The sequence below is a fragment of the Paenibacillus thermoaerophilus genome (assembly GCF_005938195.1).
Lineage (GTDB): Bacteria > Bacillota > Bacilli > Paenibacillales > Reconciliibacillaceae > Paenibacillus_W > Paenibacillus_W thermoaerophilus.
This window is the reverse complement of record NZ_VCQZ01000001.1, coordinates 203085-229325: the sequence shown is the minus strand read 5'-3', so window position 1 is coordinate 229325 and position 26241 is coordinate 203085. Positions and strand designations below refer to the sequence as shown.

Below are 26241 nucleotides of genomic sequence, written 5' to 3'. Positions count from 1 at the left end.
CGAGGCGTTACAGGTTGGCGGCTTGCGGCGAGGCGGTCCCTTCGGCCTTCTCGGCCGCTCCCGCCCTTGCTCTCGCCGCCTGGTTGCACGCCGCCATAAACGCTTGCGCGGCGGCGACGACGATATCCCGATGAACGGCGGAACCGCGATATTGCCGGCCGTCGGCGCTTACGGTCACCGTCGCTTCCCCGTTCGCCGATTCGCCTGAGGACAACGAATACAGCTCAAGATCCGTAAATTCGACCCCGAACGGCAGCGCCCGCTTGATGCCGTTCACGACCGCTTCGATCGGCCCTTCCCCGGTGCCCGCATACACGGCTTCGCGGCCTTCGGCATTGTCGCGGACGGTGCAGGAAGCCACCCGATGTCCCGCATTGCCCGTCACGACCTGGACCGATACGAGCGAATACGGCTCCAGCACCCGTCCCGCGGCTTGGCCGACCAGTTCCAGAAGCTGTTGATCGTAGACGACTTTTTGCTTGTCGGCGATCTCCTTAAACGAGACATACAAGCTTTCGAGTTGCGCCTCGTTCAGCTCTACCCCGTACTGGCCGACCCGATGCTTGATCGCGTGGCGTCCCGAGTGCTTGCCGAGAATGATCATGCTGCGGGGAATCCCCAGCTTCTCCGGGTCCATAATCTCGTACGTGTTCCGGTTTTTCAGCAAGCCGTCCTGATGTATGCCGGCTTCGTGCTGGAAGGCGTTGCGCCCGACGATCGGCTTGTTGAACGCGATCGGGAAGCTCATCGCCCGGCTGACCATTTGTGAAGTCTCGTAGAGATGCTCGACCCGGATGTCCGTCTCGACACCGAGCGCTTCTTTACGCGTCTCAATCGCCATCGCCAGCTCCTCCAGCGAGCAGTTGCCCGCCCGTTCCCCTACGCCGTTGACCGTCACTTCGACGTGGGTAACGCCGGCCCGGATCGCCGCCAGACTGTTGGCGACCGCAAGTCCCAGATCGTTGTGGCAGTGCGCGCTGAACTCGACTTTGTCGCTGCCGCGCACGTTCTTCATCACCCGGGTGAACATGGCCCCGTACTCGTCCGGAAGCGCATATCCGACCGTATCGGGGATATTGATGATCGACGCTCCCGCCCGGATCGCGGTTTCGATGATCTCGTACAAGAACTCGTCTCCCGTCCGCGTTGCGTCCATCGGCGAAAATTCGATGCGCTCGACGAATTGCCGCGCGTAGGAAATCATCTCGTACGCGATCGCCAGCACTTGCTCCCGCGATTTGCGCAACTGAAAATCCAGATGAATGTTCGACGAGGAGAGGAACAGATGCAGGCGCCGCCGTTCGGCGTCGGCCGTCGCTTGCACCGCCGCGTCGATGTCCGCCTTCACGGAGCGGGCGAAGCCGCAGATTTCCGCAGTGCGGATCTCGCGCGAGATTTGCTGGACGGCGGCGAAGTCGCCCGGGCTGGAGATCGGGAAGCCCGGCTCGATCGTATCGACGCCCAGCTTGGCGAGCTGCCGGGCGATCGTTATTTTTTGTTCCGGGCGCAGCATGGCTCCGGGGGCCTGTTCGCCGTCTCTCAGCGTCGTATCGAACATGCGGATTTTGCGCAAAGGTTTGTTGTTCATCCCGAATCGTCCTTTCGTTGTTCAATTAAAAAACGCCTGCTGTCTCCGGAATGCTTCCAAGAGACGCCAGGCTCTGTCCTGCCGCGGTACCACTCTTGTTGACCGGCTGCGCCGCCCCGACGGGCGACTTCGCCGATCCACCTCAAACCCCGATGACGGAGGGCAACCGTCTCGGCCTAACCGGCATTCCCGCATTCCCCTTCGGCTTGCGCGCGCTGTTCAGCCGCCTGAGATTGCCGCGGAATCCGGATCGGCCCAGCCGCTCCCGGGCGAGATTCAAGCGTTCGGATGGCTGCGTCGCACCTGCCCGCAGCTCTCTGCGCATCCGGATCGCTTTACTGCTCCCGTTCTTCGCGTTTTTGACCTATCCGATTGTGGATTGATGGCGCATATATGCAAAAAGGCCTGCCGTCTCTTGGGTCAAGAGACGACAGGCCGGTCGACCGATCGCGGTACCACTCTTGTTGACCTGCCGGATGAAGGCAAGCCCGCTCGATCCCGATCACGGAGGCTACCCGTCGAAGCCTAATGGGATGGAAGATCCATCCTGTTCAGCCCCGCCGCTCCCGGGCGAGTTTCGCCGATATGTCCCGTCTGCGTCGCACCGTTCCGCAGCTCTCTGAGCAGGAATACGCGGCTACTGATCCCGTTCTTTGCGTTTCGTTTGCGATATTGTTTGTCATTATAGTATGCCGAAGAAGCGGTGTCAACACGCCCGAGAACATTTTTTTGACACGCGTTTTGGTCTCCTCCAACAAAAAGCTTGTCCGGAACCGGACAAGCTTTTGCGCGTTTGCCTTACTTTAACCGGGGCGCCGGCTCTTCCGCTTCTTCCTCGCGGAACGAGACGCCTTCGACTTTGACGTTGACTTCCACGACGCGGAGACCCGTCATATTCTCCACGGCTTCTTTGACATTTAATTGCAGCTCTCTGCATACGTCCTGAATTTTGCTGCCGTATTGCACGATGACGCGAAGGTCGATAGCCGCTTCGACTTGTCCGACTTCAACCGTCACGCCTTTCTGCACGTTTTTGCCGCTCAGACGTTTGGCCCAGCCTTCGCTTATGCCGCCGGACATCCCGGCGATCCCGGGAGTCTCGATAGCCGCCAGGCCGGCTATCGTGGAGACGACATCATCCGATATCCGAATTACACCTTGATTCTCGAGCTCTTCCATCACGCGTTCACCCTCCCGACGGGTCCGGCCCTTCCAGCCATCCCCTGTTGTCGCCTACGCCTTAAATTGTAAACGCTTTGGGGGGAGAACGCAACCGTCCTCCGGCTTTGATCTCCTCCCGAGCCAAAGCCGCCGTCTAGCGTATCCGAAAAGGGCCGGCCAAACAAAAAAACGACCACGTCCCAGGACACGATCGTTTTTGCCCGTTGTCTCTCAGCTTTTATTGAGAGCGTCGTACAATTCGGCAAGCTTCCGCTCCAGCCGGGTCAACAGCGCTTTGCCGTCGGCCGCGTCCACCAGACCGGCACGGATCGCGAAGTCGATCTCGCGGGACAACCCGTACATCTGGGTATCGAGCACTTCCTCGTAAAGCGGACAGCGGCGATTCATCAGCGTATCCATCTGGACGGCGATCAGCTTAGCGATTTTGTCCGCGTCTTCTTCCAATAAACGAAGGGCCTTCTCGTTCAAGGTCCACACTTGTTCTGAAGATGTCATCTATCGGTTCCCCCCTGCCGCGGGAATGCCATTCCCAAGCTCTTAGCCTTATATTAGACGAAAATGAAGCAAATCACAAGGCCGAGCCCGAAATGAAAGATCGGAATCCGCGCGCTGCGCCTGCATGGGGAAAACCGGACGGCGCAGGGGGGTTCCTCTGTACAGTCCGTTTTTCCCGTACGGAGTCCGTCTTACGGTTGATACGACTGCATGTAAGAGACAACAGCTTTGATCGTATCGTACCTCGATTGAAAGGGTATGGGGTTATCGCTGGAGATGAGCGATATTTTTACCGACACATTTTTGTACGAGAGGATGGACTCGTCATACAGCTTCATGACGGGCTCGCGTTCGTAGGTTTCGAAATCATGACGCGGCCAAAAGATCATGTCCTCTCCCACGTACGACTTCAGATAAATCAGGTCGATCAGCGCAAACGTTTTGTTTTTCTCGTCCTGCCTCTAGAGCCTGGATTCTTCATCTACAACGGTCGTTTCATTATCGTTTACAGCCCGCCCCGACTCTCCCGTATCATGCATCTCCACCTGGGAAGGCGCCCCTTCCAACAACCTATAAATAGGAATACCAGTTATTTCAATTATTAGTTTAACATTTCCTTGTTTTCGCTTGTGTCGAAATTGGTCGAAGCGTAAAATATTTTTTCCCGCAATAAAAAACCGCCTCCGCACCGCAATAGCGGTGCCGGCAGGCGGCCTTCCATCCTTTTTATTCGTCCTCGACGATCCGAACCTTCAGATTATGCTGCTCGAACAGTTCAGCCAGCGTCTTCTTAGCTTCTTCAGCGTCGGGTCCATGGACGTGCAGATCGTAAACGCCTTTATCGACCAGCGTCGTATACAGACCGAGAATGCTTTTCACGTCGATGAATTTGTTCTCGTATTGCAAGACGATCGAAGAACGAAACTTGTTCGCCGCTTGGGAAATCTGCACAATCGCCGTATTGCCGGAACCTGGCATAATGGATCCCTCCATTTGATGTGTCCAACGTCTTCCTTCTCCCTCATGATACCCGATACTCCCAGATTCATGCAATATGGTAACGGCCGTTTTGTGAGTTTCTCCGAACACTTTTGTCCGCTTATTTGAGATGCTCCGGATTCAGTCCTTCCAATTCCGGAATGACGAAGCGGCCGTCTTTGCGGATCAGCTTGTCGTCGAACCACACTTCGCCGCCTCCGTATTCGGGGCGCTGGATCAGCACCATATCCCAGTGAACCGCCGAACGGTTGCCGTTGTCCGTATCCTCGTACGCTTGACCGGGCGTAAAGTGAAGGCTGCCGGCGATTTTTTCGTCGAACAAAATGTCTTTCATCGGGTGCAAGATATAAGGGTTGAAGCCGAGACTGAATTCGCCGATATAGCGGGCTCCTTCGTCCGTGTCGAGAATTTCGTTAAGCCGCTTCGTATCGTTCGCCGTCGCCTCGACGATTTTGCCGTTTTCGAACCGCAGGCGGACGTTCTCGAACGTGATTCCGCTGTAGACGGTCGGGGTGTTGTATTGAATGACTCCGTTGACCGAATCGCGCACGGGCGCGGTGAATACTTCGCCGTCGGGAATATTGCGGTGGCCGCTGCACTTTTTGGCGCCGATGCCCTTGATCGAGAACGTCAGGTCTGTGCCGGGCGATACGATCCGCACCCGATCCGTCCGGTTCATCAGGTCGAGCAGAGGCGTCATGGCTTGGTCCATACGGGCATAGTCCAGGTTGCACACGTCGAAATAAAAGTCCTCGAACGCTTCCGTGCTTTTGTTGGCCATCTGGGCCATCGACGCGTTCGGGTAACGGAGCACCACCCACCGCGTCTTCTTGACGCGCTGCTCCTGGTGCACCGGATGGCGGTACAGCCGGTTGTACAGCTTCATCTTCTCGTCCGGCACGTCGGACAGCTCGTTGGCGTTCTCTCCCGCGCGAATGGCGATATAGCAGTCCATCTGCTTCATGCGGGCCAGATCCTGCTCCGCCCACAGCTCGATCTGCTCCTGGCTGGCTTCCTTCAAAATCGCCCGCTGGACGGAATGGTCGATCAGTTCGACGAACGGCCGTCCGCCGCGCGCGTACACCTCTTCCACCAGGCATTTGACGAGCTCGCGTTCGGAGCCGTACATCTCGATCAGCACGTTGTCGCCAGGCTGCACGTCCACCGAATACTGCACCAAATTTTTCGCCAATACGGACAATCTCGGATCTCTCATCCTCGTTGCTCCTCCTTGATTAATAATTTATTCCGGAACGCCTGTCCGGCGGCCGCAAGCAGCGCGATGAAGGCGAGCATCAGCAGCAGGCGTCCTTTGTTCTCGTGCATATGCATCACGTCGTATCCCACCAGGCATTCCGCGAACACGATGGGCAGCTTGCCGAGCAGCGTCGCAAGCGTAAACGAACGGAGCTTCACCCCTGAGGCGCCCGCCGCGTAATTAACCGCAGAGGAGGGCACAAAAGCCAGCAGGCGTCCCATCAGCACATAAAAAAAACCGTTTCGCTCCAGAGACCGCTGCATCCGGGCAAAGCCTTTCCGCCCGCCGAACCGCGACTCCACCCATTCCCGGCCCAATGCCCGGGCAAGCGCAAAAGCCGCGACGGCCGCGGCGCACGCGCTTAAATAACTGACGGCAAAACCGCCCCAAAAGCCGAATACCAGCACATTGGCGCCTGCGAGCAACACAAACGGCACAAACGGCGCAAACGTCTGGAGGGCGATCAGCAGGATCGCGACGATCCAGGCCAGCCAGCCGAACGATCTCACCCATGCCGACAACTCGTTCGGATCGATGCCGCGGATGTAAGCTCCGACCGGCGACATCGCCGTTGCGATCAGGAGGACAACCGCGGCGGCGACCGCGGCCGCTATCCCCCAGCGTCCAGTTTTGTTCCCCATGCGCTCCCTGCTTTCAATCCGGTGATATTATTCGATCCTGCGAATCGGCGGCCGGAAAGCGGTACGTCTCCACGACGGTCTCGCTATGACGCGCTCCCCGCCAGTCGTACTGGAGCCTCGTCGTCTCGACGATTTGCTCGATCTTGCGGCCCGGGCCGATCCATACGCGATATTCGGCTTCCGCCCGCAAGGCTGCCAACCGCTCGTCCAACGACGGTCCGTACGTTCGCCGCGTCTCCTCCAGGCTGCGGATGAGCCGTTCGGCGTCGCTGTCCGACAGCCGGGCGGACTGCCGCAAGCTTTCGGCGGCGGTTCTCCATTGCTCCTCGGGAAGCGATAATCGGGCTTGCCATATGTTCGCAATCTTATCAAAATCGGCCGAAACCCGCAACACCAGCGGACCCGTATCGCTCGCCGCCCCGGAGTCGGTCTCGACTTCCGAGCCCGCTTGCTTCAACCTTTCGATACAGGCCAACGGATTGCTGCCGAACGCCGCGCCCGCGGGCCAGACGGCTGCCTCGCGGTCTCCGGTCCTCCAGCCTTCGGCCTGCCGGACGATGACCCGCGGGTCCCGGTTGCCGTCCGAGAGCAGGACGACACCCTGCCCGGCGTCCATCTCGCCGTATCGTTCCGGTCCCGTCAGCGTTACTCCCGCTTGCTCCTCGATAAACTCCGTCTTCGCGGCAAACGGAACGGAGCCGCTCGTCACGAGGGCGTCCAGCGCCATCGTTAGCATCGTCTCCGGATCCTCCCCGAGAGCCCCCGCCCCCGTACATCCGGACAAGCCCGCGGCCAACGCGGCCAGCGCGGCCGACAGACGCACCCGCCCGCCATTCTTCCGTACGGACATCCCGCTCCCTCCTTATTCTATCGGATACGTATAGCGTACCCCAGGGAGGAATGTCCATGCGGCGCAAAACAAAACGCGGGAGCCCCGCTCACCGCGCGATTTGAATGTTGTTTTTGCCCGCTTCCTTCGCTTGATACAGCGCGACGTCCGCCCGCTGGAACAGCGCCTCGACCGCTTGCCTCTCCGACTCCTTGCTCCAGTCGGCCAAGCCGCAGGAGATCGTTACCCGGGGATCGGTCACCTGCGCCACCTGCGTGCGAATGCGGTCCGCGACTCGCAGAGCCTGATCGACGCGCACCTGCGGCAAATACACGGCCAGCTCCTCTCCGCCCCACCGCACCGGAATGTCGGTTTCGCGGATACACGAACGGATCACCGAGCTGATCTGGATCAGCACCCGATCCCCGACCTGATGCCCGTACGTGTCGTTGATCATTTTGAAATTGTCGACATCGATCAGCACCAGCGTTCCGCACAAATCCTTGCGCTGCTGCATGGCGATCTGCTCGTCCAGATAACGCCTCACGTAAAGTCCCGTCAAATGGTCGGTCACCGCCATTCGCCGCACCTCGGCATGCAGCGACGCATTGGACATCGCCAGGCCGATATGGCCCGACAGCACCTGCAGCAGCTTGAAGTTGTCGTAGGAGAAAAAGTTCGGAATCCGGTGCGCCACCAAAATCGCTCCCCGCACCTCCGAGCCCACGATGATCGGGCTGGCGATCAGGGAGCGGGAGCCCGTAATCTCCATCAGCTTGGATTTGACTTTCGGATTGCGCGTATAATCGGATATGATGATCGGTTCCTGCGTTTTGTACACCATGCCCGCGAAGCCGTAATCGATCGAAAAATGCTCGTTGAACATCGCCGGAAGGTTGCTGGCCTGCACGATCATGCGCCGGGACGCCGTGTCCAATTCGAGAATGCAGCAAAACTCGGCGCCGAAAATATGGATCAGCTCGTTGGACGCGAATTGGTAAATGTCGCTCAGCTTCAGGCTTTGCGTGAGCCGCTTGGTGATCTCGTTGATCACCTGCAGCTCGTGAATCAGCATATTGGACTGCTCGTACAGCCTTGCGTTCTCGAAGGCGGAGCCGGCCGTATCCGCCAGGCTGGCGACCAGACGAAGATCGTCCGCATCGGGCGGCGAGCCGAACTCCAGCCGCATGACGCCGTATACGCCCTGCGGTCCGCGCAGCGGGACTGCGACCACGGGCTGCGCGCCGTCTTCTCCGGCCTGGACAACCGTTTTGCCGCTCATGAACGCTTGCGTGCACGGATCGTCGGCGATGTTTTGGAAATTCAGCAGCTTGACGGGCAACTGGGAGGTGCGGTCCTGGGACAAATACAGCTCCACGTCGGCGAACGGGTACACGCGCCGGATAAACGAGAGCGTCTCCGACAATACCGAATCAACGTCGATTTTGGCATGCAGTTGCGCCGCCGCCTCGTATAACAGCGACTGCTTGCGCGCTTCCTCCCGCTTGACCGCCTCCCGGCAGCAAGCCTCCAACGCGAACGCCAGCAGCCCGATCCGGTCGGCTATGGCCGAGACAACTTCCGGAGGCGCGATAAACACAAGCGCCGTCGGGGCATTGTCCGCCCGGAGCTGGACGGGCACCCCGCAGGCGCGGTATTCGCCGAACGGGAAGTCACCCGCAACGCCGAAAGCATGCGACGCAAACCGCCGGAAAAACGCGGCCAGCTCGTCCCGCGAACCGTCGTCCGCCGCGGACCGTTCGCGCAGCTCGCCAGCGGGAGCCCCTCCCTCGGCCGCCAGCAGCTTGCCTTGGGAATCCGCCAGCACCCAGCAGCCGGACGGCGCTTCGGCTCGTTCCGACAGACGCGCCAGCCAATCGTAAAACCCCGACAAAGCGGCCTCCGGAAGGGAGGCTTCGCTTGACAAAGCAGGCACGGAACAGGTCATATCGACGAATGAGAAGTTGTTTGGATCGTTCATCCCATGCCTCCCTAGCTTTCGCGAGCCGCCTGTGACGCACGGTCCGATGCTTGTCCATCGGGTTTGACTTCTATGATTTACGATTATACTATAATTTTTGGGAGCAAAGCACTATTGCTTGGTTCTGTGGATACAGAATAATTGGCGTTCCCGGATTTTTCTTGACTTGGCGGCGCGTTTCTTCTACAATATGGTGGTGTGTGTCAACCCTCGCTACCTTTGTCGTCGGCAGGACGCGGCTGAATATTGCCTGCCGGGCGCGGTTCGCGCTGTGACAAAAGTAGGCACATTTCATATATATAATGGGCGCGATGCCCGATAACGACATTTGAACCAGTAAAATTTGAACCAGTAAAAAAGGAGCAAGACTGACATGGCACGTTATACGGGTCCGAAATGGAAACTGAGCCGCCGTCTGGGCATCTCCCTGAGCGGCACCGGCAAAGAACTGAGCAAACGTCCGTTCCCTCCGGGACAACACGGCAACAACAACCGCAGAAAAATCAGCGGCTACGGCGCGCAATTGCAAGAAAAACAAAAACTGCGCCATATGTACGGCCTGAGCGAAAAGCAATTCCGCAACCTGTTCGAGCGCGCAAGCAAACTGAAAGGTATCGTCGGCGAAAACTTCATGTTCCTGCTTGAAAGCCGTCTGGACAATCTCGTGTACCGTCTCGGCCTGGCAAACTCCCGTGCGGGAGCCCGCCAACTGGTCGCTCACGGTCACGTAACGGTTAACGGCCGCAAAGTGGACATCCCGTCCTACACGGTGCAGCCGGGCGACGTGATCGGTCTCCGCGAGCGCAGCCGCAACCTGTCGGTGATCAAGGAAGCGCTGGCCGGCCGTCATCACATCCCGAACTATCTGGAATTCAACGACACGACTCTCGAAGGCAAATACGTCCGTCTTCCGGAGCGTTCGGAGCTTACCGACCAAATCGACGAAAAACAAATCGTCGAGTTCTACAGCCGTTAATCCCCGGCCGTCGACTCGACAACAAAAAAACCGCCTCTATCCGGGGCGGTTTTTTTGTTGTTCCGGGCGAGCGGCAAACAAGCCCGCTTCTTATGGGTAAGGGCCGTGCCGGCGAACGTCCGGACGGCCCTTCGACCCGGGCGCAAGCGTCAGTCAGCGCTTGACCAGGTCCTCGCGTACGGGAGTAAAGGCGTCGTGCAGAGCGCCGGCTTCAAGCGCCGTTACGCCGTGCCGCACGCCGGACGGAATGTAGATGCTCTCTCCCGCCAAGACGATCCGCTTCTCTCCGCCGATGCGGAATTCGAACGAACCGGACAGCACATACGTCAACTGCTCGTGAGGATGGGAATGCTCGTACCCTTCCGCCCCCGCTTCGAACTCGACCACCATGTTCATGATCGACTCGCCGACCGTCAAAATTTTGCGGCGGACGCCCGGTTCGGCCGGCTCCCATACGCCGATGTTGGACATGTTGAAGCTCCTCCCTTTCGATTCGGTACGAAACCATGCCGCAAGCGGACTTAGCTCCGCTTGATTCTGGCGAACTTGCGTTTGCCCACCTGAACGATGTCCCCGTCCCGGGGTTCCAGTTCGGCAAGCGGATCATCCTGCTTCTCCCCGTTGATTTTCACGGCGCCCTGCTGCACGCTGCGGCGGGCTTCCCCGTTTGACGACTGCAAGCCCAGCTCGACCAGCAGCTTCGTCAGGCGGATTTTTCCGTTCTCCAGCGCCTCCGCCGGCAGCTCCACCACATCGATCTCGTCCGGAATTTCGCGCTTCTGGAAGACGGTCACAAAATGCCGTTCCGCTTCCGCCGCCGCGTCCGGGCCGTGGAACATTTCGACGAACGTGCGGGCAAGCCGCATCTTCAGGTCGCGCGGATGAATCGTGCCGTCGGACAACCCTGTCCGAATCTCCGCGAGCTCTTCGTTGCTGACGGATGTCGCCAGTTCGAAATACTTGAGCATCAGCTCGTCCGGGACGGACATCGCCTTGCCGTAAATCTGGTTCGGTTCTTCGTCGATGCCGATGTAGTTGCCGAGGCTTTTGCTCATTTTATTGACGCCGTCCAGTCCCTCCAGCAGCGGCATCATGATGGTGACCTGCGGACTTTGGCCGTAAGCCTGCTGCAGCGTCCGCCCCATCAGCAGATTGAACTTCTGGTCGGTTCCGCCGAGCTCCACGTCGCTTTCCAGCGCGACGGAGTCATATCCCTGCATGAGCGGGTAGAAAAACTCCACGAGGCTGATCGGCTGGTTGTTCGTGAACCGCTTCGTGAAATCGTCGCGCTCCAGCATGCGCGCCACCGTCACTTTGGCGGACAATTGCAGCACGTCGGCGAACGTCAGCGGGCTCAGCCAATCGGCGTTGAAGTGAACCTGCGTCGATTCGGGATCGAGAATTTTGAAAATCTGCTGCTTGTACGTCGCCGCGTTGCGTTTGACGTCCTCCTCGGTCAGCGGCTTGCGCGTCTCCGACTTGCCGGTCGGATCGCCGATCCGGCCGGTAAAGTCGCCGATCAGCAGTTGAATCTGATGTCCGAGCTCCTGGAACTGGCGCAGCTTGTGCAGAACGACCGTATGGCCGATATGAATGTCGGGAGCGGACGGGTCCAGCCCGAGCTTGACCCGGAGCGGCCGCCCGTCCCGGACCGAAGCCGCCAGCTTCTCGCGCAGGCCGTCCTCCGGCACGATCTCCGCGGTTCCCCGGCGCAAAATGTCAAGCTGCCGCTCGACTTCGCGGCGCTGTTCGTCCGTTAACTGCTTCCATGCGGTTGATTCCGACATGCGAATGACCCCTTTCGGCAAAAATGATAAGCATCACGAAAGCCCACATGCGAGACGGAGCGAGCCCGTGCCAGCACGGCTTCCTCTGCGGTCCGGGCTATTCGGCGCGCCGGCTGCGGCTTTTTCGAATACGACAAAAAGCCTTCCCGTCCCCAAGGGACGAGAAGGCATTCTCGCGGTACCACCCTCGTTAATGCGCGGCACTCTCGCGGAAGCGGCGCATTCACCTCGCGCTGATAACGGGCGCAAACCCGGGACCTGTGCGGACAACGTCCGCATCGTCCTGCTCCGAAGCTGTAATTCGCGCGCAAGTCCGTACCGGCTCGCACCGCCGCCGGCTCTCTGAGACGTGCATCCGGCGCGCTACTGAGGCTCCATCGATGCATTTCCTTTTTTATATCACAGCCCGGACACGGTGTCAACGCCGGTCTCTCCTCTGCTCGTGACCCGTTCATGCGACTTATGCTATAATGTGGATGTTTGGGCTAAGGAGGTTTCTATGTCGAAATCCAATATTCCGTTTTACAAAAAGGCGGCATTCTACAAAAAAACCGGCTGGATTGCGTTAGGCGTCCTGAAGTGGACCGTCGCGGCGATTCTGGTCTGCGGCTTCTTCGCCGGCGGCGCGGCGGCGGGATACGTCGCCACGCTGGTCAAGGACGAACCCGTCCGAAGCCGGGAGGAAATCAAAGCGAAGGTTGAACAAAACGCCATCACGGGCTTCGTCTATTTCCGCGGCGGCGAGCCCGTCGGCCAGCTCCGGACGGAGGAGGACCGGCGGATGGCGGAGCTGAGCGAGATTCCGGAGCTGGTGAAAAACGCGTTTCTCGCTGTCGAAGACAACCGGTTCTACGAACATCCGGGCGTCGACTTCAAGGGGCTGATGCGGGCCGTCATCCAGCAGGCGACGAACGCTCCGGTTCAGACCGGCGGCAGTACGATCACGCAGCAGTTGGCGCGGAACGTCTTCCTGTCGCTGGAGCAGACCCGGGAGCGCAAGGCGAAGGAAATATTCCTCTCGCTCCGGCTTGAACGGCTAATGTCCAAGGACCAGATTTTCCTGGCATACCTGAACAAAATTCCGTTCGGCAACGGCTCCAACGGATACAACGTGTTCGGGATCAAAGCCGCGGCCAAAGGCATTTTCGGCATCGACAACCTGAACGAGCTGAATGCCGCCCAGGCTGCTTACCTGGCGGGACTGCCGCAGTCGCCGAGCAGCTACTCCGCCTATACAGGCAAAGGCGCATTCGACGAAGCCGGCTTCAAGCGGGCGATGGACCGGCAGCGGCTCGTGCTCAAGCGCATGCTGGAAGAAGGCGTGCTGACTTCGGCCGAATACGAGGCCGCTCTCGCCTTCGACGTGAAAGCGTCCCTGGCCCCGCCGAGCCGCAAGGGGTACGACACGTATCCGTATCTGATGCTTGAGACGGAACGCGTCGCCGTCGAGGTGCTGATGAAGGAGCGCCATCCGAAGCTGAAGCCCGGCACGCCGGAATACGCGGCGGCGTCGAAGGACGTTCTGAACGAGCTCTTGCGCGGCGGATACCACATTCATACGACGATCGACAAGACGATGTACGAGTCGATGCGCGCCATCGCCGAAAATCCGGCGTTGTTCGCGCCGGACGGCAAGGAATCGGGGCCGGAGCAGATCGCGTCGGTCGTCATCGACAACAAGACGGGCGCGATCCTCGGCATGATGGAAGGGCGCAGCTTCTTCATCGAGCAGATGAACCTGGCGACGCAGATGAAGCGGCAGCCCGGCTCCTCGATGAAGCCGATTGCCGCTTACGCGCCGGCGATCGAGATGGGCAAGCTTCAACCCGCCAGCGTTATCGACGACGCGCCGATCGTGCTGAAGGACGGCGTCAAGAAGTTCCATATTCCGCAGAACTGGAACTCCAAGTACAACGGTCTGGTTACGGCGCGGACCGCGCTCAACAAGTCGTATAATATTCCGGCGCTGAAGCTGTTCCTGGACGTCGTCGGCATCGAGACCGCTTGGGATTACGCGCGCAAGCTCGGCATCACCACGCTTACGGAATCGGACGCGCACGCCCAGACGGGCGTCATCGGCGGATTGCAGTTCGGCACGACCGTTGAGGAGATGACGAACGCGTATGCGGCATTCGGGAACGACGGCGTCTTCAACGACGCGTATATGATCGAAAAGATCGTCGATTCCCAGGGCAAGGTCATCTATCAGCACAAGCCGGCGCCTTCCACGGTCTTTTCCAAGCAGACCGCTTATCTGATGACGAGCATGCTGCGCACGGTGATCACCGATCCGGGAAGCACGGCGGCCGATCTGCAGCGGCTGTTCAAAAACTTCAAGAAGGTCGAAGTCGCCGGCAAAACGGGCTCGACCCAGGACGACGCCGATGCGTGGTTCGTCGGCTACTCGCCCGACATAACGGTCGGGGTGTGGGCGGGCTACGAACAGCCCAAATACAAGCTGTCCACGCGGGCCACCGGGTGCCCCAAAGAGCCTGTCGGCTGCGGAACGCTCAGGGCGAAGCAAATCTGGGCGAAAGTGATGGATGCCGCCTACGAGCTGCATCCCGACTGGTTCAAGCGAACCAAGTTCGAGACGCCCGAAGGCATCACGACGGCGACCGTCTCTTCGGTATCCGGCAAGCTTCCCAGCGAAAAAATACGCGCGGCCGGCTTGCTGACGACCGACGTGTTCAACGTCAAGCATATGCCGAAGGAAGAAGACGACGCGCTGGTTACGGTCAAATATGTGATGGTGAACGGCAAGGAGTATCTGCCGCAGGACGGAACGCCGTCCGAATTCGTCCGGGAGAAGACGATCATCCGGCGGCCGGCCCCGCTCCGCGACATCCTGAAAAATATCGAGGAGGCGCTGCAGCAGCTTCCGGCCAAAGACCGCAAGCCGATCGAACATTATATCCCGGTCGACTACAACGGCGATCCGCCAAGCGAAACCGATCCCCGCGCCGACGACGGGAAACCGCCCGTCGCGCCGGCTTTTACGGTCGCAGCAAACGGCAATCACGCCGTCCTGACGCTGACCGCTTCCCCGTCGCCGGATGTCGTGGGGTACCGCATTTACCGGTCGGCAGGCGACAACCGGTTTGTCCGTGTCGCCGGCGCCGTCATCTACGCGGGGGAAGCCGAGTTGACCTATACCGATACGCTGCCCGGCGGCGGAACGTTCGGTTATTATGTGACCGCCGTGGATGTTGCCGGCAACGAATCGCCCCCCGGCACTCCCGTCTATACGGACGGCCGCGCTGGAACGGCTCCGGCGGGACCGGAACAAAACGGCGGCAACGGCTCGGGCAATCCGGGCAGCCCCCTTCCGTTGCCGGGAGAGAACGGGTCCGGAGAGCATCCGCCCGCATCCAAGCCTTCCGCGCCGGAGAACCTGGCGGTTAAAGCTTCGGGCGCGGGAATCGAACTCGAATGGAAGAAAAACCCGGCGGAGCAATCGGTTGAGCGGTACGAGATCTACTACAGCGAGGAGCAAAACGGCACGTACCGCAAGATCGGAACGGCTAAATTAAACCGGTTCGCCTATTACGCTCTGGTCTACGACGGCTGGTACAGGGTAACCGCCGTGAATGCGGCGGGCGAATCCGCTCCGTCCAAAAGCGTCCGGTACGAGGCTCCGGACAACGAATAACCAAAACGGCTCCCATCCCCTGCAGGGATCGGGAGCCGTTTTGGTTTCAGAGCGGATCAGCCCGATGTCCGCTCCGTCGCCTCCGCGTTTCTTTTCAGCGCCAGGTATTCCCCGAGCATCGCCAGCCGCCAGGGCAAAATCATGCCGAACGCGAGCAAATAAAACAGCGCGCCCGTCTGGGGCACCGTCAAATACGGCTCCACCGCGCCGCGCAGGGCGAAACGGACCGCGAACAGGATCGCCAGAATAAAAACAAACGCTTTGGAGCGCTTGATATAAATCTCCTCTTCCCGCCGCTCCATCCGGGTCGTCACGATCAGCGGGAACGCAAAGATCAGAAGCCCGATGGCAAAGGCCGCCGTCCCCCACAACCACGGAATGCGCATAGGCGGAAAGGCGAACATCAAAAACCCGGTTGACATGCCTAACGGGGGGATTACGATTTTTCGCAGCGAAGTCGGCTTTTTCGCCGCCCGCAGCCGCAACACGATCAGCGCAGAGCCCATCACTCCCGAGAATACGACCGCCCCGAGCTGCGACCATAGCGCCGGATGCGTCATGGGTCATCTCTCCCTTTTCCGTCTGCCCTTGTTTCCTCTGCTTATTCGATGGTACTGCAAATTTCCGGCGGCCGCAAGCGGCTTCGGCAGCCGCTCCGCCTCCCGGGACGATCCCTTTTCAAGCCGTATACGCCTATGGACGGAGAGGAACGATAATCTTGTAAAAACACCACGCGCAAGGAGGGTGTTACGCCGAGGCGATTGCGTCCGCTCGACTGTCATTTTTGGCCTGCGGAATGCAAAAATACACGCCAAGATCAACCCGCAAGGCAGCCGAATCGGCGATTAACCCCACTTAGTGCAGCACCAGAGTGTATATTTGCATTTGGCCGTGCGAACGACGCCCTGAATCGCGCCCGATCTGCAGACGCGTCTCGTTTGACCCTGCCTGTACACATCCCTGCGGCGAGAGGGATCGACGAGAAATCGGCGGAAAAACGGGGCAAACCCGCTTTTCCCCGATGTTTGTATCGCTAAATTCGACGCGGCCGCCGAATTCCCGGCTATACCGATATAAAATATTGTTTTATATTTCTTATGGATGGATACGAACAGATGTGAAGGAGGAGCCCTTGATGGATTACCGGATCGAAAAAGATACGCTGGGCCCCGTCCGCGTCCCCGCCGACAAACTGTGGGGGGCGCAAACGCAGCGGAGCCTGGAAAATTTCCGCATCGGCACGGAACGTATGCCGCTGGAACTGATCTACCCTTTGGCGATTCTGAAAAAAAGCGCGGCGATCGTCAACGAACGGCTCGGGAAGCTCGATCCGGACAAAGCGTCCGCTATCGCCGATGCCGCCGACGAGATCGTCGCGGGCCGCTGGGACGAGCATTTCCCCCTCGTGGTCTGGCAGACGGGAAGCGGCACGCAGTCGAACATGAACGTCAACGAAGTGATCGCCCGCCGTGCCAATCAACTGCTTGCGGAACGGGGAATCGACAAGACGGTGCATCCGAACGATGACGTAAACCGGTCGCAGAGCTCCAACGACACGTTTCCGACGGCGATGCACATCGCCGCGCTGATTGCGGTCGAGGACCGGGTGCTGCCCTCCCTGGAGGCGCTGAAGAACACGCTGGCGGACAAAAGCCGCGAGTACATGGATCTGATTAAAATCGGCCGAACGCATCTGCAGGACGCCACTCCGCTTACGCTGGGGCAGGAAATCAGCGGCTGGCACCGCATGCTGGAAAAATCGGAGCAAATGATCCGCGATTCTGCGGAAACGCTGAGGGAGCTGGCAATCGGAGGAACAGCGGTCGGCACCGGCATTAACGCGCACCCCCGCTTCGGTGAGATGGTCGCCGAAGAAATCAGCAAATGGACCGGCAAAACGTTCAGAAGCGCCGCCAACAAATTTCACGCGTTGACAAGTCACGACGAGCTGGTATTCGTGCACGGAGCGCTGAAGGCGCTGGCCGCCGACCTGATGAAAATCGCCAACGACGTGCGCTGGTTGGCCAGCGGCCCGCGCAGCGGCATCGGTGAGATTACGATCCCCGCCAATGAACCGGGAAGCTCGATCATGCCCGGCAAGGTGAATCCGACCCAATCCGAAGCGATGACGATGGTCGCCTGCCAGGTGATGGGCAATGACGCCGCCATCGGCTTCGCCGCGAGCCAGGGCAACTTCGAATTAAACGTGTTCAAGCCGGTCATCGCTTACAATTTCCTGCAATCCGCCCGCCTGCTGGCGGATGCGATACATTCGTTTAACGAACGCTGCGCGGTCGGCATCGAACCGAACCGCGAAGTCATCAGCCGCCATCTGGAGCGTTCGTTGATGCTCGTCACCGCGCTCAACCCGTATATCGGCTACGAGAATGCCGCGGCCATCGCCAAAAAAGCCCATGCGGAAGGATTGACGCTGCGCGAGGCCGCCTTGGCCAGCGGACTGCTGACCGGAGAGCAGTTCGACGAGATCGTCCGGCCGGAGCAGATGATTCACCCGAAGGAGTAACATTGGAAGGCTGCTGCCGGGGACAGAAGCAGCAGCGCGGCGGCAGCTTCTCCCTCGGATCGCAGCGGGACTTTCTTGGGGCAACGGACAACAAAACGGCGTGGTTGCCGTCCGTCAACCGGACGGCAACCACGCCGTTTCTTGTTCGATCCGCTTACGCGAATCGGGCGCCGTAAGCAGCGGGATCGCTGCGCCATGCTTTCAGCAGCGCCATCTCTTCTTCGCCGATGCGGCCCGATTCGAGCGCCGCTTCCGTCAGTTTCGTGTAATTGGTGACGGTATGCAGCGGAATCCCCGCCTCCGCGAAAGCCCGGACCGACTGCTCGAACTCGTACGTGAAAATCGCAAGCGTCGCCAGCACCTCGGCTCCGGCTTCCCTGACCGCCAACGCCGCCTTCAGGGAGCTGCCGCCCGTCGAGATCAGATCTTCGATCATGACGACCTTCTGCCCCGGCTTCAGCACGCCTTCGATCATGTTTTGCTTGCCGTGCCCTTTCGCTTTGTCGCGCACGTAGATCATCGGCAGCCCCAGCTTCTCGGCCGCGAACGCCGCATGGGCGATTCCGCCCGTCGCGATGCCGGCCAGCACTTCGGCTTCCGGGTATTTCTCGCGGATGATGGAAGCGAAGCCCTCCGCAATCTGATTGCGGATCGCCGGATACGACAGCGTCAGCCGGTTGTCGCAATAAATGGGCGATTTCATGCCGGACGTCCAAGTGAAGGGCTCGTTCGGGCGAAGCACGACGGCTTCGATGTCGAGCAGCGATTGCGCCACTTGGGCAGCGAGAGCGGATACGTTCGAATTCATCGGATGTCCTCCTTGGTATGGGTTGGAAATGCGTCGTTACGCATGCGCCACAAGCTCGTCGAGAATCGCCTCCATCGAGGCGCGCGGATCGGCGGCGGCCGTGATCGCCCTTCCGATCACCATGTAATCGGTGCCCGCCGCAATCGCTTGGCCCGGCGTCATAATCCGGCTCTGATCGCCGATATCCGATCCGGCGGGACGGATTCCCGGCGTGACGGTAATAAAGCCGTCGCCGCACGCTTCCTTGACGATCCGGACTTCCAGCGGAGAGCTGACGACGCCGTCCAGCCCCGACTCGGCGGCCATCCGGGCGTAGCGCACGACCGTGTCTTCGACGGTGCCCGGAATGCCGATCTCTCCGTTCATCGTCTCCCGGCTCGTGCTCGTAAGCTGAGTTACCGCGATAAGCAGCGGGCGTTCCGCGGACGAGCCGCTCCCCTGCAGCCCTTGCTCAAGCCCCTCACGGGCGGCCTCCAGCATGCGCCTTCCTCCCGCGGCATGGACGTTCAGCATGTTCGCGCCGTGCCGCGTCAGGCTTGCGATTCCGCCCCTCACCGTGTTCGGTATGTCGTGCAGCTTCAGATCGACGAATACGCGGTAACCGCGGCGGCGCAAATCGCCGATAATCGACAGCCCTTCCGCGTATATCAGCTCCATGCCCACCTTCATCCAGCACGGAATTCCCTCCAGCGCGTTCAGCAGCTTCTCCGCCGCGGCCCAATTCGGATAATCGAGCGCGACCATAATGCGTCCAGCCGCTTGCTCCTTGGTGATCGCCATGTCTATCCTCCTGTGCGCATAACGAAGGGCATGATGGCGGCCGCTCCGGCCGGCAGGCCGGAAGCGGGCCGCGGCCCATGCCCTTCCGATTCGGTTTATTGCTTCGCGGTGTTCGCGAACACCGGCATCGAGCGAGACGAGAAGTTCAGCGTCTCGAGCATGCGCAGCATCGCGCGCACCGTATCCAGCGACGTCAAGCAGACGACGCCGTTCTCGACCGCCTCGCGGCGGATGCGGAAGCCGTCGCGCTCCGGCGTTTTGCCTTTAGTGAGCGTATTGACGACGAAGTTGGCTTCGCCGCTGCGGATCAGGTCGAGAATGTTCGGCGAACCTTCGCTTAATTTGTTCACGACCGTAACGGGGATGCGCGCGTCCTGCAGCGCCTTCGCCGTGCCGCCCGTCGCCAGAATCTTGTAGCCCAGCTCGTGGAACAAACGCATCAGCTCGACCGCTTCCGCTTTGTCCTTGTCGGACACCGTGCAGATGACGGAGCCCGCGTTCGGGATTTTCATGCCCGCTCCGAGCAGTCCTTTGTACAGCGCTTTGGCGAAGTTGACATCGCGGCCCATCACTTCGCCGGTGGACTTCATCTCCGGTCCGAGCGTCGGCTCGACGCGGCGCAGCTTCGCGAACGAGAACACCGGCACTTTCACCGACACGAACTCGTCTTCCGGCCACAGTCCCGTTTGATAACCCATGTCCGCCAGCTTTTCGCCGAGGATGACCCGGGTCGCGACGTTGGCCATCGGCACGTTCGTCACTTTGGACAGGAACGGAACCGTCCGCGAGGAGCGCGGGTTGACCTCGATGACGTAAGCCTTGCCTTCGTAGATGACGAACTGGATGTTGACGAGACCGACGACCTCAAGCGCGCGGGCGATCTTGATCGTGATGTCGATCACCTGCTGCTTCACGTCTTCGGAGATCGTCTGCGGCGGATAAACCGCGATCGAGTCGCCGGAGTGGACGCCTGCGCGCTCGACATGCTCCATGATGCCGGGAATGAGCACCGTCTCCTTGTCGCAGATCGCGTCGACCTCCACTTCGACGCCCAGCATGTAGCGGTCGATCAGAACCGGGTGCTCCGGATTGATTTTCACCGCGTGTTCCATGTATGAGAGCAGCTCTTCGTCGGAGTAGACGATCTCCATCGCGCGGCCGCCCAGGACGTAAGACGGGCGCACCAGCACGGGATAGCCGAATTTAGACGCCGTGCTGACCGCCTGATCGACCGACGTAACCGTCCCGCCCGGAGGCTGGGCGATATTGAGCGAGCGCAGCAGCTCCTCGAACTTCTTGCGGTCTTCGGCGGTGTCGATGCTCTCCAGGCTGGAGCCGAGGATACGCACGCCCGCGCGCGCCAGCGGCGCGGCCAGATTGATCGCCGTTTGTCCGCCGAACTGCACGATGACGCCGACCGGCTTCTCCTGCTCGATGACGTTCATGACGTCTTCGAAGAACAGCGGCTCGAAGTACAGCCGGTCCGAGGTGCTGAAGTCCGTCGACACCGTCTCCGGGTTGTTGTTGATGATCACCGCTTCATAGCCGGCGGCTTGGATCGCCCATACCGCATGCACCGTCGAATAGTCGAATTCGATGCCTTGGCCGATCCGGATCGGACCGGAGCCGAGCACAAGCACTTTGGGCTTGCCGCTCTCGACCACTTCGTTCTCCGTCTCGTACGTCGAGTAGTAGTAAGGCGTGGAAGCCTCGAATTCGGCCGCGCACGTGTCAACCATTTTGTAGACCGGCTTGATGTTGTGCGCGAGACGTGCGGCGCGCACTTCGGCTTCCGTCGTCAGATTCAGGCCGCCGCCCGCTTCGCGGCGCAGCTCGGCGATCGCCCGGTCGGTGAACCCTTTGCGCTTCGCTTCGAGCAGCAGCTCCCGGTCAAGCTCCGGCGTCAGCAGCACGCTTTCGAATTCGACGAGTCCTTGCAGCTTGTGCAGGAACCACCAGTCGATCTTGGTCAAATCCTGGACGCGCTGCAGCTCCCATCCGCGGCGGAACGCCTCGCAGACGAGGAAGAGGCGCTCGTCGTCCGGCTTGGCCAGCCGCGCCTCCAGCACGTCGTCGGCGAGGTCGGAGGCGTCTTTCAGAGCCAGCCGGTGCACGCCGATCTCCAGCGAGCGAACCGCTTTGTGGATCGATTCCTCGAATGTGCGGCCGATCGCCATAACCTCGCCGGTCGCTTTCATCTGCGTGCCCAGCTTCCGGTTGGCGCTCGTGAATTTATCGAACGGCCAGCGCGGGATTTTGGAGACGACGTAGTCCAGCGTCGGTTCGAAGCAAGCATAGGTTTGACCGGTGACCGGGTTGACGATTTCGTCAAGCGTATAACCGACGGCGATTTTCGCCGCCATTTTCGCGATCGGATAACCCGTCGCTTTGGACGCAAGCGCCGACGAACGGCTGACGCGCGGGTTTACTTCGATGACGTAATATTGATAGCTGTGCGGATCGAGCGCAAACTGCACGTTGCATCCGCCCTCGATGTTCAGGGCGCGGATAATTTTGAGCGAAGCCGACCGGAGCATTTGGTATTCGCGGTCGGACAGCGTCTGGCTCGGCGCGACGACGATGCTGTCGCCGGTATGGACGCCGACCGGGTCGATATTTTCCATGTTGCAGACGACGATGCAGTTGTCGTTGGCGTCGCGCATGACTTCGTATTCGATCTCTTTCATGCCCGCGATGCTCTTCTCGATCAGGCATTGTCCGATCGGGCTGTAGCGCAGGCCGGAAGCGACGATCTCCAGCGCTTCCTCCTCGTTGTGGCAGATGCCGCCGCCGGTGCCGCCCAGCGTGTAAGCCGGACGCACGATGATCGGATAGCCGATCTCGTTCGCGAAGGCGATCGCTTCCTCCACCGTCGTGACGATGGTGCTCTCCGGAACCGGCTGGCCGAGCTCGCGCATCAGATCGCGGAACATGTCGCGGTCTTCGGCGCGTTCGATCGCCGACAACTGCGTGCCCAGCAGCTTGACGTTTTCTTTCTCCAGAATGCCCGCCTTCGCCAACTGCACGGCCATATTGAGGCCCGTCTGTCCGCCGAGCGTCGGAAGCAGTCCGTCCGGACGCTCCTGGCGGATAATCTGCGAGACGAAATCGAGCGTGATCGGCTCGATATACACTTTGTCCGCCATATTCGTGTCGGTCATGATCGTAGCCGGGTTGGAGTTGATCAGAACGACCTCGAAGCCTTCTTCCTTCAGCGCCTGGCATGCCTGCGTACCCGCATAGTCGAACTCCGCGGCTTGTCCGATGACGATCGGGCCGGAGCCGATCACGAGAATTTTCTTGAGGTCTTTATTTTTGGGCATACTGCAGGTCTCCTTTCGGTTGATTCCGGCGGGATTCGGCGTAAGCGCCGGCGATTTGCGCCTGGCGCGGCAGGCCCTTGCGCTCTTCCTTCGTCCGCTCGATCAGCTCCATGAATTCGTCGAACAGGTAGCTCGAATCGAACGGTCCCGGGGAAGCCTCGGGGTGATACTGCACGGAGAACGCCGGATATTTCTTATGGCGCAGTCCTTCGATCGTCCGGTCGTTGTTATTGATATGCGTAACTTCAAGCTCCGTCGCGGCGATCGATTCTTCCAGGACCGTATAGCCGTGGTTTTGCGATGTAATGAAGCAGCGGTTCGTGCGCAGATCCTTGACCGGATGGTTGCCGCCGCGATGGCCGAACTTCAGCTTCGTCGTGTCGGCGCCGCAAGCGAGCGCGAACAGTTGATGCCCCAGGCAGATGCCGAACAGCGGGTACTCGCCCAGCAGCTCCCGGACCGTCTGGACCGCATGCGGCACATCCTTCGGGTCCCCCGGACCGTTGGACAGCAGGATGCCGTCCGGGGCCAGCCGGCGGATCTGGTCGGCGGTTGTGTCGTGAGGCACGACGACGACGTCGCAGCCGCGTTTGGTCAGATCGCGCAGGATGCCGCTCTTGGCGCCGAAATCCATCAGCACGACACGATGCTTGTCGCCGGGCGCGGAGAAGACGCTGCGGGTGGAGACGCGCGATACCTGATCCGTCATCAGCGGCGTCGAATCCAGCAGTTGGCGCAGCTCTTCAACGGATTTGCCGCTGGTCGAGAGCACGCCTTTCATCACGCCGTGGTGACGGATTTTGCGGGTCAGCATACGCGTGTCGATGCCGTATATGCCCGGGATGCCGTATTCCTTCAGCAGCTCGTCGAGCGAATATTGCGCTCTCCAGTTGCTCGGCACGGTTTCCTGTTCCCGCACGACAAAACCGTGAATATAAGGGCGGACCGACTCGAAATCGTCGCGGGTAATGCCGTAGTTGCCGATCAGCGGGTAGGTCATCGTGACGATTTGTCCGCAGTACGAGGGATCGGACAATACTTCCTGATAACCGGTGATGCCGGTGTTGAACACGACTTCGCCCACGCTATCCGTCTGAGCGCCAAACGCGCGTCCGGTGAATACCGTTCCGTCTTCCAATAACAGAATGGCCTGCATGCGTGTCATCTCCTTCAATTCGAATCGTCTGGTTAGTTGGCGTGATGAAGTTTTATTCGCTCCAAGCGACACGGCCTGCGGCCATGGTCCAGACCGGCCAGCCCTTCAGCTTCCAGCCGGCGAACGGAGTGTTTCGTCCCTTGGTCAGGAATTTCGCGGGGTCGACCTCCGCCTCTTTCTCCAAATCCACGATCGTCAGATCCGCCGGCTGGCCGGGCTCCAGGCGGCCCAGCCCAAGCCCGAACACGTCGGCGGGCTTGCGGGTCATGCGCTCCAGCAGGAAGCCCAGACTCCAGCGGCCGGTTGCGACGAATTTCGTATACAACAGCGGAAACGCCGTCTCGAAGCCGACGATGCCGAACGGCGCTTTGTCGACGCCCCTCGCTTTTTCTTCCTCGCTGTGCGGAGCGTGGTCCGTCACGATGATATCGATCGTCCCGTCTTCAAGCCCTTCGATCACGGCTTTGACGTCGCGCGGCGAGCGCAGCGGCGGGTTCATCTTCCAGTTGGCGTCCAGACCCGGGATGTCCTCGTCCGACAGCAGCAGATGGTGCGGACACACCTCGGCGGTGACGCGCACGCCATGCTGCTTGGCGAGCCGGATCAGGCGCACCGACTGCTCCGTGCTGACGTGGCAGACGTGGTAATGAACGCCCGTCGCTTCCGCCAGCAGCGTATCGCGGCCGACGTGGATCGACTCGGACTCGTTCGGGATGCCTTTGAGCCCGTGTCGCTTGACGAACTCGCCCTCGGAGAATGCCGCTCCTTCGAGCAGCGTGTCTTCCTCGCAGTGCGCGACGATCGGCAGCCCCAGCGAAGCGGCCAGCGCCATCGCGTCCTTCATCATCTTCGCGTTTTGCACGCCGACCCCGTCATCCGTAAAGCCGATCGCTCCGGCTTCCTTCAGCGCGGCGAAATCGGTCAGCTCGCGGCCGAGCTGGCTTTTCGTAATCGCCGCGTAAGGCAGCACGCGCACAGGACCCGCTTCCTTGGCTTTGTCCAGCACGTACCGCACTCTCTCGGGCGTATCCGTCGGCGGCTTCGTGTTCGGCATACACGCGATCGTCGTGAATCCGCCGCGCGCGGCGGACGCGGTGCCGGTCGCGATCGTCTCCTTATGCTCGTAACCGGGTTCCCGAAGATGAACGTGCATATCGATAAATCCCGCCGACAGCAGCCGTCCGGCCGCGTCCACCACCTCGTGTCCGGCCGTGTCGGGCAGTCCCTCGGACGCATCGCGGATTTCCGCGATGATTTCACCGTCGACGCGCACATGCTTCGGCTCCAACGCTTGGCGCCGGTCGTTCCATACGTTGCCGTTTAATATCCAAACCTTCATAGATGAAGACCTCCTCAGCGTAACGCCCGTTCGACAACCGCCATCCGGATCGGAACTCCGTTGGCCATCTGCGTAAAAATCCGCGATTTCTCATGCTCGACCAGCGCATCGTCGATCTCGACGTTCCGGTTGACCGGAGCCGGGTGCATAATAATCGCATGCGGGGCGAGCTTGGCCGCCCTCTCCTCGGTCAGGCCGTATTGGGCGCGGTATTCCTCCGCCGAGGAGATCAACCCCGTCGTGTGCCGCTCCAACTGCACGCGGAGCATCATCACGACGTCGGCCTTCAGCGCTTCGTCGATGGAGACGTAAGGCGCGTCCAATTCCGGCGCCCGCATGTTCGGCGGCGCGCAGAACTGCACCTTCGCGCCCAGCTTCGTCAGCCCCCACAGGTTGGAGCGGGCGACGCGGCTGTGCAGGATGTCGCCGATAATCGACACCGTCAGCCCCCGAACCGAGCCGAAATGCTTGCGCATCGTATACAAGTCGAGCAGCGCCTGGGTCGGATGCTCGTTGTTGCCGTCGCCCGCGTTGATCAGCGGCACGCGGATCTTCGCCGCCAGCTCGGGCAATACCCCGATCGGCTTGAGCCGGATGACGCCGGCGTCGATTCCCATCGATTCCAGCGTACGGACCGTGTCGTAGATCGATTCGCCCTTCTGCACGCTGCTGACCGCGGCGGTGAAGTTCAGCACCTCCGCGCCGAGCCGTTTTTCCGCCACCTCGAAGGAAAAGCGCGTGCGCGTGCTGTTCTCGAAAAACATGTTGGCTACGAAATTGCCAGCCAGCGTCCGGTGCACCTTTTCCGGCTGCTGCTCCCAGTAGGCGGCTCTATCGAGAATCGAGACGATCTCGCTGTCGCTTATGTCCTTTAATCCCAACAGGTGGCGGTCAAGTCCGATTCCGGTTCCCGTCATGTCGAG

The 26241-nt window shown here is 60.3% G+C and carries 21 protein-coding genes and 2 other annotated features; of the genes, 3 read left to right on the top strand and 18 right to left on the bottom strand.

What is annotated here, in order from left to right:
* Positions 1-7 precede the first annotated feature (7 nt).
* From FE781_RS01040 to FE781_RS00995, 9 genes are all read right to left on the bottom strand, one after another.
* A complete protein-coding gene (locus tag FE781_RS01040) occupies positions 8-1588 on the bottom strand; it encodes a 2-isopropylmalate synthase (RefSeq protein ID WP_170209385.1) in 1581 nt (526 codons plus the stop codon).
* Between the two features lie 420 nt (positions 1589-2008).
* Positions 2009-2251, bottom strand: a binding site (T-box leader).
* A 135-nt stretch (positions 2252-2386) separates the two neighbouring features.
* On the bottom strand, positions 2387-2767 hold the full coding sequence (locus FE781_RS01030; protein ID WP_211346276.1) for an Asp23/Gls24 family envelope stress response protein: 381 nt from the start codon (positions 2765-2767) through the stop codon (positions 2387-2389).
* Between the two features lie 213 nt (positions 2768-2980).
* Complete coding sequence (locus FE781_RS01025) at positions 2981-3265, bottom strand: Fpa/YlaN family protein (protein WP_138787762.1); 285 nt, start codon at positions 3263-3265, stop codon at positions 2981-2983.
* A 191-nt stretch (positions 3266-3456) separates the two neighbouring features.
* Positions 3457-3654, bottom strand: coding sequence for a hypothetical protein (locus FE781_RS01020; protein WP_138787761.1), 198 nt, complete (start codon positions 3652-3654; stop codon positions 3457-3459).
* Positions 3655-3991: 337 nt separating this feature from the next.
* Complete coding sequence (locus tag FE781_RS01015) at positions 3992-4243, bottom strand: HPr family phosphocarrier protein (RefSeq protein ID WP_138787760.1); 252 nt, start codon at positions 4241-4243, stop codon at positions 3992-3994.
* 121 nt (positions 4244-4364) lie between these two features.
* Positions 4365-5480, bottom strand: a complete 1116-nt coding sequence (locus FE781_RS01010; protein WP_138787759.1) for an aminopeptidase — start codon at positions 5478-5480, stop codon at positions 4365-4367.
* Entirely contained in the window at positions 5477-6163 is a 687-nt protein-coding gene (locus tag FE781_RS01005) for a TVP38/TMEM64 family protein (protein WP_138787758.1), read from the bottom strand. The genes FE781_RS01010 and FE781_RS01005 overlap by 4 nt, the downstream gene beginning before the upstream one ends.
* Positions 6164-6176: 13 nt before the next feature.
* The gene (locus FE781_RS01000) at positions 6177-7013 is read right to left on the bottom strand and encodes a hypothetical protein (RefSeq protein ID WP_138787757.1); all 837 of its coding nucleotides are present in this window, start codon (positions 7011-7013) and stop codon (positions 6177-6179) included.
* An 88-nt stretch (positions 7014-7101) separates the two neighbouring features.
* Positions 7102-8973, bottom strand: a complete 1872-nt coding sequence (locus FE781_RS00995) for a sensor domain-containing diguanylate cyclase (protein ID WP_138787756.1) — start codon at positions 8971-8973, stop codon at positions 7102-7104.
* 373 nt (positions 8974-9346) lie between these two features.
* Here FE781_RS00995 and rpsD point away from each other — a divergent pair, with 373 nt between their 5' ends.
* Positions 9347-9949 (top strand): 30S ribosomal protein S4, encoded by a 603-nt coding sequence (gene rpsD, locus FE781_RS00990; RefSeq protein WP_138787755.1) that lies wholly within the window; start codon positions 9347-9349, stop codon positions 9947-9949.
* 153 nt (positions 9950-10102) lie between these two features.
* Here the strand turns inward: rpsD and FE781_RS00985 are convergent, their stop codons facing one another.
* On the bottom strand, positions 10103-10420 hold the full coding sequence (locus FE781_RS00985; protein ID WP_138787754.1) for a cupin domain-containing protein: 318 nt from the start codon (positions 10418-10420) through the stop codon (positions 10103-10105).
* 50 nt (positions 10421-10470) lie between these two features.
* Positions 10471-11736 (bottom strand): tyrosine--tRNA ligase, encoded by a 1266-nt coding sequence (gene tyrS, locus FE781_RS00980; RefSeq protein ID WP_138787753.1) that lies wholly within the window; start codon positions 11734-11736, stop codon positions 10471-10473.
* Positions 11737-11888: 152 nt separating this feature from the next.
* Positions 11889-12126: a binding site (T-box leader), on the bottom strand.
* Between the two features lie 109 nt (positions 12127-12235).
* Here tyrS and FE781_RS00975 point away from each other — a divergent pair.
* Positions 12236-15388 (top strand): transglycosylase domain-containing protein, encoded by a 3153-nt coding sequence (locus FE781_RS00975; protein WP_138787752.1) that lies wholly within the window; start codon positions 12236-12238, stop codon positions 15386-15388.
* A 56-nt stretch (positions 15389-15444) separates the two neighbouring features.
* On the opposite strand, the gene FE781_RS00970 is transcribed toward FE781_RS00975, so the two are convergent.
* Positions 15445-15948: a CcdC family protein gene (locus FE781_RS00970; RefSeq protein ID WP_138787751.1), complete on the bottom strand. Its 504-nt coding sequence runs from the start codon at positions 15946-15948 to the stop codon at positions 15445-15447.
* A 575-nt stretch (positions 15949-16523) separates the two neighbouring features.
* Here FE781_RS00970 and fumC point away from each other — a divergent pair.
* Positions 16524-17912 (top strand): class II fumarate hydratase, encoded by a 1389-nt coding sequence (gene fumC, locus FE781_RS00965; protein ID WP_138787750.1) that lies wholly within the window; start codon positions 16524-16526, stop codon positions 17910-17912.
* Positions 17913-18066: 154 nt separating this feature from the next.
* Here the strand turns inward: fumC and pyrE are convergent, their stop codons facing one another.
* The 6 genes from pyrE to FE781_RS00935 all read right to left on the bottom strand — a co-directional run bounded on the left by pyrE (position 18067) and on the right by FE781_RS00935 (position 26235).
* Entirely contained in the window at positions 18067-18720 is a 654-nt protein-coding gene (gene pyrE / locus FE781_RS00960; RefSeq protein WP_138787749.1) for an orotate phosphoribosyltransferase, read from the bottom strand.
* Between the two features lie 36 nt (positions 18721-18756).
* Entirely contained in the window at positions 18757-19500 is a 744-nt protein-coding gene (pyrF, locus tag FE781_RS00955) for an orotidine-5'-phosphate decarboxylase (protein WP_138787748.1), read from the bottom strand.
* 95 nt (positions 19501-19595) lie between these two features.
* Positions 19596-22823, bottom strand: coding sequence for a carbamoyl-phosphate synthase large subunit (gene carB, locus FE781_RS00950; protein ID WP_138787747.1), 3228 nt, complete (start codon positions 22821-22823; stop codon positions 19596-19598).
* On the bottom strand, positions 22810-23979 hold the full coding sequence (gene carA, locus FE781_RS00945; RefSeq protein WP_138787746.1) for a glutamine-hydrolyzing carbamoyl-phosphate synthase small subunit: 1170 nt from the start codon (positions 23977-23979) through the stop codon (positions 22810-22812). The genes carB and carA overlap by 14 nt, the downstream gene beginning before the upstream one ends.
* Before the next feature lie 52 nt (positions 23980-24031).
* Entirely contained in the window at positions 24032-25318 is a 1287-nt protein-coding gene (locus FE781_RS00940; protein ID WP_138787745.1) for a dihydroorotase, read from the bottom strand.
* A gap of 14 nt (positions 25319-25332) precedes the next feature.
* The gene (locus FE781_RS00935) at positions 25333-26235 is read right to left on the bottom strand and encodes an aspartate carbamoyltransferase catalytic subunit (RefSeq protein WP_138787744.1); all 903 of its coding nucleotides are present in this window, start codon (positions 26233-26235) and stop codon (positions 25333-25335) included.
* Positions 26236-26241: the final 6 nt, after the last annotated feature.

What these genes read in the sequence shown, in the direction of transcription:
- fumC (WP_138787750.1), top strand. Translation starts at nt 16,524, where the DNA reads ATGGATTACCGGATCGAAAAAGATACGCTGGGCCCCGTCCGCGTCCCC.
- FE781_RS01015 (WP_138787760.1), bottom strand. Translation starts at nt 4,243, where the DNA reads ATGCCAGGTTCCGGCAATACGGCGATTGTGCAGATTTCCCAAGCGGCG.
- FE781_RS00995 (WP_138787756.1), bottom strand. Translation starts at nt 8,973, where the DNA reads ATGAACGATCCAAACAACTTCTCATTCGTCGATATGACCTGTTCCGTG.
- FE781_RS01000 (WP_138787757.1), bottom strand. Translation starts at nt 7,013, where the DNA reads ATGTCCGTACGGAAGAATGGCGGGCGGGTGCGTCTGTCGGCCGCGCTG.
- FE781_RS01025 (WP_138787762.1), bottom strand. Translation starts at nt 3,265, where the DNA reads ATGACATCTTCAGAACAAGTGTGGACCTTGAACGAGAAGGCCCTTCGT.
- FE781_RS01005 (WP_138787758.1), bottom strand. Translation starts at nt 6,163, where the DNA reads ATGGGGAACAAAACTGGACGCTGGGGGATAGCGGCCGCGGTCGCCGCC.
- carB (WP_138787747.1), bottom strand. Translation starts at nt 22,823, where the DNA reads ATGCCCAAAAATAAAGACCTCAAGAAAATTCTCGTGATCGGCTCCGGC.
- FE781_RS01010 (WP_138787759.1), bottom strand. Translation starts at nt 5,480, where the DNA reads ATGAGAGATCCGAGATTGTCCGTATTGGCGAAAAATTTGGTGCAGTAT.
- carA (WP_138787746.1), bottom strand. Translation starts at nt 23,979, where the DNA reads ATGCAGGCCATTCTGTTATTGGAAGACGGAACGGTATTCACCGGACGC.
- FE781_RS01020 (WP_138787761.1), bottom strand. Translation starts at nt 3,654, where the DNA reads ATGATCTTTTGGCCGCGTCATGATTTCGAAACCTACGAACGCGAGCCC.
- FE781_RS00970 (WP_138787751.1), bottom strand. Translation starts at nt 15,948, where the DNA reads ATGACGCATCCGGCGCTATGGTCGCAGCTCGGGGCGGTCGTATTCTCG.
- FE781_RS01040 (WP_170209385.1), bottom strand. Translation starts at nt 1,588, where the DNA reads ATGAACAACAAACCTTTGCGCAAAATCCGCATGTTCGATACGACGCTG.
- rpsD (WP_138787755.1), top strand. Translation starts at nt 9,347, where the DNA reads ATGGCACGTTATACGGGTCCGAAATGGAAACTGAGCCGCCGTCTGGGC.
- FE781_RS00940 (WP_138787745.1), bottom strand. Translation starts at nt 25,318, where the DNA reads ATGAAGGTTTGGATATTAAACGGCAACGTATGGAACGACCGGCGCCAA.
- FE781_RS01030 (WP_211346276.1), bottom strand. Translation starts at nt 2,767, where the DNA reads ATGGAAGAGCTCGAGAATCAAGGTGTAATTCGGATATCGGATGATGTC.
- FE781_RS00985 (WP_138787754.1), bottom strand. Translation starts at nt 10,420, where the DNA reads ATGTCCAACATCGGCGTATGGGAGCCGGCCGAACCGGGCGTCCGCCGC.
- tyrS (WP_138787753.1), bottom strand. Translation starts at nt 11,736, where the DNA reads ATGTCGGAATCAACCGCATGGAAGCAGTTAACGGACGAACAGCGCCGC.
- pyrE (WP_138787749.1), bottom strand. Translation starts at nt 18,720, where the DNA reads ATGAATTCGAACGTATCCGCTCTCGCTGCCCAAGTGGCGCAATCGCTG.
- FE781_RS00975 (WP_138787752.1), top strand. Translation starts at nt 12,236, where the DNA reads ATGTCGAAATCCAATATTCCGTTTTACAAAAAGGCGGCATTCTACAAA.
- FE781_RS00935 (WP_138787744.1), bottom strand. Translation starts at nt 26,235, where the DNA reads ATGACGGGAACCGGAATCGGACTTGACCGCCACCTGTTGGGATTAAAG.
- pyrF (WP_138787748.1), bottom strand. Translation starts at nt 19,500, where the DNA reads ATGGCGATCACCAAGGAGCAAGCGGCTGGACGCATTATGGTCGCGCTC.